Raw genomic sequence first — 11,984 nt, forward strand, 5'->3', positions numbered from 1 at the left:
CCGTCATTGCTGACGAGGATGTTGTCGATCTTCTCGTTGGTGAAGAAGGTGTCGCCCGTCTTGGTCATGTCGGACCACGGCGTGCCGGGCGCGATCGCCGCCGGAACCGGCAAGCCCTCGGTCCGGGCGCGCAGCACCATCGCGAGCGTCATGCCGCCGCCGGTCGAGGTGCCGAAGATCGCCATCTTTTTCGGATCGTTGGTTTTGGCGACCTCCTTCCACACCGCCATCGCATCGTCCATCGCGGCCGGATACGGGAAATCCGGCGGCATGCGGTAGTCGATCGAGACGACCTTGAACTTGCCGAAGCCTGCCATCAGGATCGCTTCGCGCGTTGCGGATTCCGCCGGTCCGAACACGTAGCCGCCGCCGTGCACATGAACCAGCAGGCGACTGCGGTTCTTTTCGGGAATGTCGTCGGGTGTGAGAATGTAGCAATTGACGCCAGCGATCGTCACCTGCGCGGATTTCACGCCGAGCTTTTCGCGCATCGCCGGCAGCGTCTTGATGATTGCGTCGGCGCGCATGTTGATCAGCGCCTTCCAAGCCGCGGCATCTTTAGGGTGATCGTTCCAGAACGGCGACAGCGGCGCGCCGATGAGCGCCTGCTCCTGCGGACTGACGTCGATGGTCGGCACCGCGACATCCTTGGCCGGGACCTCGCGAACACCGAAATCAAGCGCGAACGCGCCAGCCGGCAGCGCAAAAGAGATGCCCAAAGCCGCGATACAGAGTTTGAAGCTCGCCGTCATTATGGCTCCTGACGAACGGTTTGGCCGCAAGTGGTCCAATTACGAGTTTAGATTTCGCGATACTACCAATGACGACGCTCGGGTCCAGCGCTTCGTGACTGTTCTGGTGAGAGTTTCCACGCAAATCAATGGCCTTTGTTCGGGGAAAAATTGCTGGGATACCGTCAACACAGTTCTCACCGGAATAAAAACCGCGGCGCGCCGCTGGCACTCGAGTGGCCGGCTCGCTGGGCTGCCGGAAGACTGCGACGGCGCGCTCGCGAAGCTTATTGGATGCTGTGGGTCGATGCGCGCCACGCGTTCCATCCAGCTGCGACTTCCTCCTACGGCCGACGACGAGACCAATCTGCGCAGTGTTCCATAGCCAATGCGCAACTTGGAATTCGCTCTCATTGACCAGAAGACGATACATGTGTATTGTCGTTCGGTACAAAGATGCGGCGCGATGACGCGCCGGCGTTGCGGAGGCAAACGGCATGTCGATCAAGATTCGGGGCGTCGAATTCCAGGCCAACCTGGATAACCCGATGGGATTGGAGTTCTACAATCTCTCCCATCGCTTCGGCTTCCAGTCGCCGAACTGGCCGTATTTCGAAGACGTCAAGATCGAACGCATCCATTACATGGCGAAGTCCGGCGTGCTGTCCCAGCGCATCACGACCAGCATGCACAACACCACCCACATCGATGCGCCCGCGCATGTCGTCGAGGACACCCCGTTCATCGACGAGGTGCCTCTGCCGCATTTCTTCGGCACTGGCATCGTCGTCTCGATCCCGAAGAATTACTGGGAGCCGATCACCTACAACGATCTCGAAAAGGCGGCGGGCAAAGCTGTGCGGCCGGGCGACGTGGTGATCGTCAACACCGGTTGGCACCACAAGTACCGCGACAGCGAGGAGTATTTCTGCAAGTGCCCGGGCTTCGTCCCATCCGCCGGCGACTGGTTTGTCGAGAAGAAAGTCAAGGTCGTCGGTCACGACACCCAGGCCAATGATCATCCGCTCGCCACCGCGATCGGCCCGCACCGGAACGGCCCGCTGCATGCGCATCTGGCCGACGAATACAAGATGTGGTCCGGCGGGCGAGACTGGAAGGAAGATCATCCTGAATGGGAGCCGGTGCACCGCAAGCTGTTCACCAACGGCATTCTGGGCATCGAAAATGTCGGCGGCGATCTCGATGCGGTCACCGGCAAACGCGTCACCTTCGCGTTCTTCCCGTGGAATTGGGATCGCGGTGACGGCTGTATCATTCGCCTCGTTGCCATGATCGACAAGTCGCAGAACTATCGCATCGAGAGCGGCGCGAGCTTCGCGTAAGCGACGGTCGCAAGCCGGACGGGAGGGAGTGCATGCACGTCAAGCGCTTCGCGGACGCGAAACCCTATGACGCGCCGAACCATCGCGGTGTGGTCGGCCTCAGACTGCAGGGTTTCGAGCCGGGCGGCCCGACCAATCAATGGCTGGGCTATTCGCAATTCTTGCCGGGAGGCGGGGCAGGGCCCGACTCCACGCCGTTCGAGAAAATCTATCTCGTGCTCGAGGGACGCATGACCGTCATCATCGATGGCAAGGAGACCGTGCTCAGTCCGATGGATTCCTGCACCATCCCGCCGAACGAAATCCGCGAAATCGTCAACCGAGAGAACGACATCTGCAAGATGCTCGTCGTAATTCCCTATCCACCGGGGGTGAAGCCATGACCGAGGCCCCGACCGATCCGCTCGCTCTGTTCTCGGTCAAGGACAAGATCGCCATTGTGACCGGCGCGTCGGGCGCCTTCGGCGCGGTCGCCGCCGAAACGCTGGCGTCCGCCGGAGCGAAGCTCGTGCTGACGGCCGGGAAAGCCAAGGAGCTTTCCGAAGTTGCAGGCGAATGCCGGAAGAGAGGCGCTGCCGTCCAGGAGATCGTCGGCCGCCCGAGTTCTGAAGCGGCTTGCGACGGGATCGTCGCGAGGGCGGTCGCGCGCTTTGGCCGTGTCGATATTCTCGTGGTCGCCTCCGGCAAGAACGACGTGTCAAAAATCGTCGAGATGGCGCCCGAGCGCTTTCTCGACGTAATGGATGCGAATGTCACGCAAAGCTGGCTGATGGCCCGCTCCGTCGGCCGCCAGATGCTGGCCCGGGGCGAGGGCGGCAAGATCATCCTGATGTCCTCTGCGCGCGGCTTGCTCGGTCATCCCTCCGGCTATACGGCCTATTGCGCCTCGAAGTCCGCGGTCGATGGCATCACGCGCGCGCTCGGCTGCGAATGGGGCGCGACGGGGATCACCGTCAACGCGATCGCGCCAACCGTCTTCCGCTCGCCGCTCACCGCCTGGATGTTCGGCGACGACGAACGGGCCACGACCACGCGTGCAGGGTTCCTCGCGCGGGTGCCGAAAGGCCGCCTTGGCGAGCCCGGGGATCTCGCGGGACCTCTGCTCTTCCTCGCCTCAAAGGCCTCGGATTTCTACACCGGCCACATCCTTTATGCAGACGGCGGCTACACGGCGGGTTGATCGATGACAGAGCGCATCGCGATTATCGGCGGCGGCCTTATGGGGCACGGCATCGCGCTGGTCTTCGCCTGCGCGGGCCATCAGGTCCGTATCACCGACGCGGTGAGCGAGGCCCGCGCGCACATTCGCAAGCGGATCGAAACGACGCTTGGCGAGCTTGGGCGCGACCGCAAGGCGGTCGAGAAGGTCCAGGTGGTGGATACGCTGAAAGCATGTGTTGCCGATGCGGATGTCGTCATCGAAGCCGCGCCGGAAAATCTGGAGCTGAAGCAGCAGATTTTCGCTGAGGTCGAGCAGGCCGCTCCGTCCGGTGCGATCCTCGCCTCGAACACGTCCGTCATTACGATCGGGCAGATCATGTCCCCAGTCAAGGACAAGTCGCGCGCGCTCGGGACGCATTGGTGGAATCCGCCTTATCTTGTTCCGCTGGTTGAAGTGGTCCGCACGTCTGACGTGTCGGAGGCGACCGTCGCCGGGATGGTCGAGCTGCTTCGTCGCGTCGGCAAGTCGCCCGTCGAGGTCAGGAAGGACGTGCCCGGCTTCGTCGGCAATCGCCTGCAGCATGCGCTGTGGCGCGAGGCGATCGCGCTCGTCGCAGAAGGCGTATGCGACGCCAAGACGGTGGACGAGGTCGTCAAGTCGAGTTTTGGAGCGCGACTGGCGGTGCTCGGTCCGATCGAGAATGCCGATCTCGTCGGTGTCGACCTCACGCGCGCGATTCACAGCTACATCCTGCCGTCGCTCGACCGGGCCACCGAACCTTCGCCTTATCTGGACAGGCTGATCGGGGAAGAGCGGCTTGGGTTCAAGTCGGGCCGGGGATTTCGCGATTGGCCTGCTGAAGCTCAGGCTGCGCTGCGGGCGCAAGTGACGCGCCATCTCAAGACGATGTTCGATACGCCGCGTGGGGATTGAAGAGATGGCGAAACGACGTTCAGACAAGGTCATCATCAGTTGCGCGGTCACTGGCGGTATCCATACGCCGACAATGTCCGATGCATTGCCTTACACGCCTGACGACATCGCGGCTCAGTCGATCGCCGCGGCAGAAGCGGGCGCGGCAATCCTGCATCTGCATGCGCGCGACCCCAAGGATGGACGGCCGACACCCGACCCGGCGGTGTTCATGCAGTTTCTGCCGCGGATCAAGCAGTCCACCGACGCCGTCGTCAATGTGACGACCGGCGGCTCGCTCAGCATGACCGTCGAGCAGCGTCTGGCGGCGCCGCTGGTGGCACAGCCCGAGATGTGCTCGCTCAACATGGGGTCGATGAATTTTGGCATCTTTCCTCTCGCCGACCGCTATCCGACATTCAAATTCGATTGGGAGGAGCCCTATCTGCGCGGCACCGACGACTTCATTTTCCGCAACACCTTTCGGGACGTCGAGCGCATCCTGAAGATGCTGGGCGAGGACCACGGGACGCGGTTCGAGCACGAATGCTACGATGTCGGCCATCTCTACAATCTCGCCCATTTCGTCGACCGCGGCCTCGTGAAGCCGCCATTCTTCGTTCAGATGATCTTCGGCATCCTCGGGGGGATCGGCGGTGACATGCGCAACCTCATCTTCATGAAGGAGACGGCCGACCGGCTCTTTGGCGAGGACTATCACTGGTCGGTGCTTGCGGCCGGACGCGCGCAAATCCCCTTCGCCACCCAGGCCGCGATGATGGGCGGGAATCTGCGCGTAGGTCTGGAAGATTCCCTCTATATCGGCCGCGGGCAGCTAGCCTCGTCGAATGCCGAGCAGGTCGCCAAGATCCGCCGGATCGTCGAGGAGCTCGGCCACACCATCGCAACGCCCACGGAGGCGCGACAAATGCTCGCGCTGAAGGGCGGCGACGACGTTGGGTTCTAACTTGGAAAGCTTGAACGAAGAAAGATAAAGTCGACAAAAAAGGGAGGAACGGCTGTGAAGACATCGGAGATGCCTGCGTTCGCCGCCACGACGCCGCTGAGCCGGCGGGACGCCCTTCGCACGGCAGCGCTTGGCCTGACTGCGCTGACGGCGGCTGGCTATGTCGGTCGGGCCGTTGCGGCCAGTCCCATCCGCATCGGGTTCGTCAGCCCGCAGACGGGGCCGATCGCGGCATTTGGATCGGCCGACGAATTCGTCGTCAATGAGATCCGCAAGACGATCGGCGATGGGATCACGATCAACGGCACCAAATATCCGATCGAAATCCTGGTGCGGGACAGCCAGTCGAATCCGAGCCGGGCGGCGGAGGTCGCGGCCGAACTCATCACCAAGGACAAGGCGAACTTGATGGTCGCCTCGAGCACATCCGACACCACCAATCCGGTGTCCGATCAATGCGAGCTCAACGGCGTGCCTTGCATCACGACCGACACACCGTGGGAAGCCTGGTTCTTCGGCCGCGGCGGCGAGCCGGCGAAAGGGTTTGACTGGACCTATCATTTCTTTTGGGGCGGCGCGCAGGTCGTCCAGACCTTCACTGGCCTCTGGAATTCCATCGAGACCAACAAGGTGGTCGGCACGCTGTGGTCGAACGATCCGGACGGGGTCGCGCTCAGTGACGCGCAGAAGGGCCTGCCGCCCGCCTTCACCAAGGCGGGCTACAAGATCGTCGACACCGGACTGTTCACGCCGCTCTCGAACGACTTCAGCGCGCAGATTGCCAAGCTGAAAGCGGCCCAGGCCGAGATCGTCACCGGCGTGTTCCTGCCGCCCGACTTTGCAACCTTTTGGGCCCAATGTGGTCAGCAGGGGTATCGGCCGAAGGCGGCGACAGTTGCCAAGGCCCTGCTTTTCCCGTCCTCGATCGAGGCGCTGGGCGATCGTGGCGCGGGGCTTTCCTCGGAGGAGTGGTGGTCTCCGGATCATCCCTTCAAATCCGGCCTCACCGGGCAATCGGCGGCGGAATTGTGCGACACCTTCAGCAAGGCGACGGGCAAGCAATGGGTGCAGCCGATCGGCTTCAAGCATGCGGTGCTGGAGGTGGCGCTCGACTTCTCAAGCGCACCAAAAAGGTCGAGGATCCCAAGTCGATCATGGACGCGATCGCGGCGACCGACTATCAATCGATCGTCGGTCCGGTGAGCTGGAAGAAGGGGCCGGTCCGCAATGTCTCGACGACGCCGCTGGTCGGGGGTCAGTGGGTCAAAGGGGACAAGTTCAGATACGAGATCAAGATCGCAAACAACTCCGCCTATCCCGATATCAAGACGGTCAAGAAGTTCGAGCCGATTGCCTACTGAGCTAGCTTGTTGCGATCGACCAGGCCTGCGGGAGCCGCGAGATGGCGCGCGGCTCGCCGACTGATAAAGATTGCGAGATGACCGTCGCGCTTGCGCTACGCAACGTATCGAAATCTTTCGGAGCGATCCGGATTGCCGGCGGCATCGAGCTGGACATCCGTGAGAACGAGGCCGTCGGAATCCTCGGCCCCAATGGCGCGGGCAAGACCACCATCCTCGGCCTGATTACGGGAACGCTCGGCCTCGACGCCGGGCGCATCGAGTTCTACGGACGCGACCTGCAACGCCTGTCGACCGAACAACGATGCCGGCTTGGTATTGCACGCGCCTACCAGGTTCCCCAGCCCTTCGGGGACATGACGGTGTTCGAGAACCTCATGGTCGGCGCCTGCTTCGGTGCGGGGCAGACCATGGCGGCCGCGCAGGTGCGATGCCTCGACATTCTCGAAGCGTGCGGGCTTTCCAGCCTCGCCAACGCCCATGCGGGCGGCCTGACCTTGCTCAATCGCAAGCGGCTGGAGCTCGCCCGTGCTCTTGCAACTAAGCCCAAGATTCTTCTGCTGGACGAGATCGCGGGCGGCCTGACCCAGCACGAATACGATGAGTTGGTCGCGCTGATCCGCAAGGCGAACGCCTCCGGCGTCACCATCGTGTGGATCGAGCACGTGCTACACGCCTTGCTGTCGGTGGTGAGCCGAGCGCTGGTGCTCTACCAGGGACAATTCATCGCCGACGGTGATCCCAGAGATGTCATCCGCGATCCCAAGGTGGCGGAGGTCTATATGGGGATCGAGACCGATGCCTGATCCGCTCTTGCGTGTTCGAGGGGTCGAAGCCTTCTACGGCGATTTCCAGGCCCTCTATGGCGTCGACATCGAGGTTGCCCGCGGCCAGATCGTCGCCATCATCGGCGCGAACGGCGCGGGCAAGAGCACGCTGCTCAACTCCATCGTCGGCCTTAATCCGGCAGGGCGCTCAGCCATCAGCTTCAATGGTGCCGACATCGGCGGCGAGCCGCCACACCAGATCGTCCGTCGTGGGCTTACCATCGTGCCCGAAGGACGCCGCCTGTTCGCCTCCCTGAATGTGGAGGAGAATCTCTTGATTGGCGCGGAGGTTAAGCGGTCGGGCGATTGGACATTGGCCAAAGTCTACGAACTCTTTCCGGTCCTGCGCGAGCGCCGCCACACGCCATCGCGATCGCTGTCGGGAGGGCAGCAGCAGATGGTCGCGATCGGCAGGGCCCTGATGTCGAATCCGGCGCTGCTGCTGTGCGATGAGCTCAGCCTCGGCCTTGCGCCGATCGTGGTGAAGGGCATCTACGGTTATATGAAAGCCATCGTGGCCAACGACGTTTCCGCAGTCATCGTCGAGCAGGACATCCAGCAGGCACTCAGGATCGCCGACTATGTCTATTGCATGCTCGAGGGGCGCATCGCCCTTCACGGGCGTGCGGGATCACTGTCGCGCGAGGCGATCGCATCCGCCTATTTTGGGGTCTGATCATGGAGCATTTGGGCAATGCGATCGTTCAGGGCGTGCTGACCGGAGGCCTCTATGCGATGTTCGCGATCGGGCTGGCGCTGATCTTCGGCATCATGCGGCTCGTCAACATCGCGCACGGCGACCTCATCGTTCTTGCCGCCTATGTCGCGCTGATTGTGACGCAGACGCTCGGTCTCAATCCGCTGCTTGCGCTGGGGATCGTGATTCCGATCATGGCGGTCGTCGGCTATGGTCTGCAAAGGGGGCTCTTCAACCGAGCGATGGGAACGGACGTGATGCCGTCCCTCCTGGTATCGTTCGGTCTGTCGGTGATCATCCAGAACGGCCTGCTGATGCTGTTCTCGGCCGACAACAAGCGTCTGCAGGCGGGGGCCCTCGAAGTCGCAAGCGTCACGCTGTCGGACACGATCAGCATCGGCCTCTTGCCCTCGCTTCAGCTCGTGCTTGCAATCCTCGTCATCATCGGCCTCCAATTTCTGCTCTACCGCACCGCCATCGGTCGCGCCTTCCGCGCCGTGTCCGACGATCCCCGCATCGCCCAATTGATGGGCTTGAACAACAGGCACGTGTTTGGCCTTGCAATGGCGCTGTCCTGCGCTATCGTTGCGCTCGCCGGCGTGCTGCTGGCTATCCGGGCGAATTTCGATCCCGCGACAGGCCCGACCCGTCTCATCTTCGGCTTTGAGGCGGTCATCATCGGGGGCCTCACCAGCTTCTGGGGCACGCTCGCCGGCGGCATCATCCTCGGCGTCGTGCAGTCGGTGGCGTCGTCCTTCGACCCCGGCTGGCAGATCCTCGCGGGCCATATCGCATTTCTCATCGTGCTTGCGGTGAGGCCTAATGGCCTGTTCGGCAGGGTCGCCTGACATGGCGAGTCTCGATGTCAGGCGCTCGTCGTGGCTGACCCATCTTGCAACCGCCGGCGGCTTGGTGCTGACGGCGCTGCTGTTGAGCGCCGCGCTCTGGGCATCGAACGACACCTTGCGCCTGGCGACCGACATCTTCCTTTACATTGCGCTGGCGTGTCTGTGGAATTTCCTCGCGGGCTATGCAGGCCTCGTCTCGGTCGGACAGCAGGCTTACGTCGGGCTCGGCGGCTATGGGCTGTTCGCGCTGGCCGCTAAGGCCGATGTTCCCGCGCTCTACGCGTTACCGTTGCTTGGCTGCATGGCCGCGCTGCTGTCCGTTCCGATCGCCAAGCTGCTGTTTCGGCTACGCGGCGCCTATTTCACCATCGGCTCCTGGGTCGTCGCGGAGGTCTTCCATCTCGGCGCCATCCTGATCGTGCCGCTCGGCGGCGGATCGGGCATGAGCCTTCCCATCAGGGCGGCGCAGGCGCTGGGACCAACCCCACACGATCGCTTTGTCACGACGTATCTGACTGCGCTCGTGCTGCTGCTGGCGGTGCTGACGATGATTTTCGTGGTGCTGAGGTCGCGCATGGGGCTTGCGTTGACCGCGATCCGCGACAACGAGGCGGCGGCGCGCAGCAACGGCGTGAACGTCGATCGAGTCAAGCTGATCATCTATGTCGCGGCCGCGTCCGCCACGGCCATGGTCGGCGCGCTGATCTTCATCCAGAAGCTGCGCATCTCGCCGGACGCCGGCTTCAGCGTCAACGACTGGACCGCCCTGATTGTGTTCATGGTGGTGATCGGCGGCATCGGGACGTTCGAGGGGCCGATCGTGGGCGCGCTGATCTATTTCCTGCTGGGGGAGACGCTGGCCACATTGGGCCCGGTCTACCTGATCATCCTGGGAGCGGTGGCCATTGCAGTGATGCTGATCGAGCCGCGCGGCATCTGGGGATTTGTCCGTGCGCGCTGGGGCCTGCAATTGCTTCCGCTGAGCTTCCTGGTGCGCCCCTCAGCCTCCAAGATTGAAAAGTGACTCCGCGTTCTTGTGGCAGATGAGTCGGCGGACATCATCGGGAATGGGCGCAGTCTCGATGAATTTCGCGGCGATGTCCGAACGCTCGAACGGATAGTCGACGGAGAACAGCACGCGCTCGTGACCGAGCGCTTGGAGCGCGCACAGCAACGGTTCCGGCGAGCACACACCCGACGTCGTCACGACGACGTTCCGCCGGAAATATTCCGACGGCGACAGCGCAAGGCGCATCGCGCCCCGGTTTGATATCTCCCACCGGCTGTCGAAACGCCAGAGCTGGAAGGGTAGGGCCTCTCCCATGTGCCCGAGGATCAGCGTAGCCTTTGGAAACCGGTCGAACAGACCGGAGAAAACGAGGCGGAGGGCATGACTGGCGGTCTCGACGCCCCAGCTCCACACCGGACCCCAGAGCTCCGGATGTCCGTCATACATCGCGGGCTTGTCGACGGGATTCCCGGGATGGATGTAGATCGGCGCATTCAGTGCCTCGGCGCGCTCCCAGAACGCGAAATAACTGGGATCATCGAGATACAAGCCGCCCGTCTGGCCATTGATCATGGCGCCGTGGAAGCCGAGGTCGCGGACGCAGCGCTCGAGCTCCGCCGCCGCTTCGTTGGCATCCTGGAGTGCAAGGTGGGCGAAGCCGCCATAGCGCTTCGGGTTAAGCTGAATCCTTTCGGCGAGGAAGTCATTGCATTCGCGCGCGAGACGCACCGCCGTCCGGGTCTCCTTTTCGATCTGGACGCCGGGCCCGGACAGGGAAAGGATCGCGTGCGAAATCTCATTGTGATGCATCGCCGCAATGCGCCGCTCGCCGAAATCGGAGAGGGCGCCGACCGCCTTGTCGAACAGGTCGGCGCTGATATTGACGGCTGTGCTCTTAAAATACGTGATGAATTGCGGAGCCATGAAATGCTCCTCGAGCGCGATCTTTCTCGTCACGGTCTTTCCTCACATTCCGATTGCGTTCTGAATGGCTAGTGCGCCGCGACGTTCAATGCCGGCCTCATCTCGAGCCTGTTCTTGTCACGGCTGAGCAAGAGGACGGCGAGCGCCGCCAGGATCGGCAGCAACCCGAGCACGATGAAGATCTCGCTCGCGCCGAACCCGCCTCGCAGCATCGCGCCCGTGACGAGCGGCATGCAAACCTGTCCACCGCGGGCGACGGCGATGGCCCAGCCGAGGCCCGTCGATCGGACCAGCGTCGGATAGAACACGGTCGCCAGCGCCATCACGCCGACGCCGCCGCAACCCAGGAACAGGCCGCTCAGGAAGGACACCGCGATGGTGAGACCGGGATTGTCGGGAAATTGCGCGACGGCCGCGGTGAAGACCGTTGCAAGCAGGAACGTCGCAGTCAGCAGCTTGAAGGGGCCGACCCTTGAAATAATCGCGCCACAAAACAGCATGCCGACGACAGCGCCGCCATTGTTGAGCGCGACGGTCGCAAAGACCTGCGCCGGCTGCAGCCCGCCCGGTCGCACAAGCAGAACGGGGGCCCACAGCGGGACGAACACCAGGATGGTGAAGGTGATGCAGAACACGACCCAGAGCAGGAGCGTGATCGACCAGCGGCCTTCGGCGAACAGGCTCCTGACGCCGGCATGGCCATGCGTGTGGTCGACCGCCGTGAATTCCTCTTGATCGCCGACCGGACGGCCGGTGATTTGCGCGACGATCCCGCGCACGGCTTGCTTCGACGTTCCGCGAAGCGCGAGGAACCTGAGAGATTCCGGAATGGCGAGGGCAAGAACCAGCGCGAGGATAATCGGCAGGACACCCCCGACATAGAAGATCGCCGACCATCCATAGGTCTTGATCAGCCAGGAGCCGACGAAGGCACCGGTCATGCCGCCGGTGGGAAAGGACGCCCACATGAATCCGATGATGAGCGGGCGCTTGCGTGCGGGCGTGTATTCGGAGGCGAGCGCGGTGAAGCATGGCGCGGCTCCCCCGAGACCGAGGCCGGCGAGGAAGCGAAGCGCCACCAGCGCCTCGAAGGAATTGACGAAGACAGTCAGGAAGCTGAACACGCCAAAGAGCAGCGCCGAAATGATCAGGACCCGCTTCCGTCCGATGTAGTCGGCGAGAGTTCCGAGGCCCAATGCGCCG

15 protein-coding genes are annotated in these 11,984 nt (G+C 62.9%); 12 read left to right on the forward strand and 3 right to left on the reverse strand.

Annotated features, from left to right (window positions below; all coding sequences use genetic code 11):
* Positions 1 to 638, reverse strand: a 638-nt coding sequence (locus JOY90_RS29895; protein ID WP_367277009.1) for an alpha/beta hydrolase fold domain-containing protein, incomplete at its 3' end; no start/stop codon positions are given.
* Between JOY90_RS29895 and JOY90_RS29900 the strand changes: the two genes are divergently transcribed.
* From JOY90_RS29900 to JOY90_RS29955, 12 genes are all read left to right on the forward strand, one after another.
* Positions 628 to 1,116 carry a hypothetical protein gene (locus tag JOY90_RS29900; RefSeq protein WP_291694710.1) on the forward strand — a complete coding sequence of 163 codons (489 nt, stop codon included), beginning with the start codon at positions 628 to 630 and terminating at the stop codon, positions 1,114 to 1,116. The genes JOY90_RS29895 and JOY90_RS29900 overlap by 11 nt on opposite strands.
* A gap of 112 nt (positions 1,117 to 1,228) precedes the next feature.
* Positions 1,229 to 2,074, forward strand: coding sequence for a cyclase family protein (locus JOY90_RS29905; RefSeq protein ID WP_291694696.1), 846 nt, complete (start codon positions 1,229 to 1,231; stop codon positions 2,072 to 2,074).
* A gap of 32 nt (positions 2,075 to 2,106) precedes the next feature.
* On the forward strand, positions 2,107 to 2,457 hold the full coding sequence (locus tag JOY90_RS29910) for a cupin domain-containing protein (RefSeq protein ID WP_291694697.1): 351 nt from the start codon (positions 2,107 to 2,109) through the stop codon (positions 2,455 to 2,457).
* Entirely contained in the window at positions 2,454 to 3,254 is an 801-nt protein-coding gene (locus tag JOY90_RS29915) for an SDR family oxidoreductase (RefSeq protein ID WP_291694698.1), read from the forward strand. Before JOY90_RS29910 ends, JOY90_RS29915 begins: the two co-directional genes overlap by 4 nt.
* 3 nt (positions 3,255 to 3,257) lie before the next feature.
* Positions 3,258 to 4,169 (forward strand): 3-hydroxyacyl-CoA dehydrogenase family protein, encoded by a 912-nt coding sequence (locus JOY90_RS29920; RefSeq protein ID WP_291694699.1) that lies wholly within the window; start codon positions 3,258 to 3,260, stop codon positions 4,167 to 4,169.
* Positions 4,170 to 4,173: 4 nt separating this feature from the next.
* Complete coding sequence (locus JOY90_RS29925; protein ID WP_291694700.1) at positions 4,174 to 5,115, forward strand: 3-keto-5-aminohexanoate cleavage protein; 942 nt, start codon at positions 4,174 to 4,176, stop codon at positions 5,113 to 5,115.
* 54 nt (positions 5,116 to 5,169) lie between these two features.
* Positions 5,170 to 6,318, forward strand: coding sequence for an ABC transporter substrate-binding protein (locus JOY90_RS29930; RefSeq protein ID WP_291694701.1), 1,149 nt, complete (start codon positions 5,170 to 5,172; stop codon positions 6,316 to 6,318).
* Positions 6,270 to 6,476 (forward strand): hypothetical protein, encoded by a 207-nt coding sequence (locus tag JOY90_RS29935; RefSeq protein ID WP_291694702.1) that lies wholly within the window; start codon positions 6,270 to 6,272, stop codon positions 6,474 to 6,476. The genes JOY90_RS29930 and JOY90_RS29935 overlap by 49 nt, the downstream gene beginning before the upstream one ends.
* A 77-nt stretch (positions 6,477 to 6,553) precedes the next feature.
* Positions 6,554 to 7,282 carry an ABC transporter ATP-binding protein gene (locus tag JOY90_RS29940; RefSeq protein WP_291694708.1) on the forward strand — a complete coding sequence of 243 codons (729 nt, stop codon included), beginning with the start codon at positions 6,554 to 6,556 and terminating at the stop codon, positions 7,280 to 7,282.
* Positions 7,275 to 7,979, forward strand: a complete 705-nt coding sequence (locus JOY90_RS29945) for an ABC transporter ATP-binding protein (protein WP_291694709.1) — start codon at positions 7,275 to 7,277, stop codon at positions 7,977 to 7,979. Before JOY90_RS29940 ends, JOY90_RS29945 begins: the two co-directional genes overlap by 8 nt.
* Positions 7,980 to 7,981: 2 nt before the next feature.
* Positions 7,982 to 8,848, forward strand: coding sequence for a branched-chain amino acid ABC transporter permease (locus JOY90_RS29950; RefSeq protein WP_291694703.1), 867 nt, complete (start codon positions 7,982 to 7,984; stop codon positions 8,846 to 8,848).
* 1 nt (position 8,849) lies between these two features.
* The gene (locus tag JOY90_RS29955) at positions 8,850 to 9,872 is read left to right on the forward strand and encodes a branched-chain amino acid ABC transporter permease (RefSeq protein WP_291694704.1); all 1,023 of its coding nucleotides are present in this window, start codon (positions 8,850 to 8,852) and stop codon (positions 9,870 to 9,872) included.
* Here the strand turns inward: JOY90_RS29955 and JOY90_RS29960 are convergent.
* A complete protein-coding gene (locus JOY90_RS29960; protein ID WP_291694705.1) occupies positions 9,849 to 10,814 on the reverse strand; it encodes an amidohydrolase family protein in 966 nt (321 codons plus the stop codon). The two genes, JOY90_RS29955 and JOY90_RS29960, sit on opposite strands and share 24 nt — an antisense overlap.
* 35 nt (positions 10,815 to 10,849) lie before the next feature.
* The coding region (locus tag JOY90_RS29965; RefSeq protein WP_291694706.1) for an MFS transporter at positions 10,850 to 11,984 on the reverse strand (1,135 nt) is incomplete at its 5' end.

Source organism: Bradyrhizobium sp. (genome assembly GCF_019242285.1).
Lineage (GTDB): Bacteria > Pseudomonadota > Alphaproteobacteria > Rhizobiales > Xanthobacteraceae > Bradyrhizobium.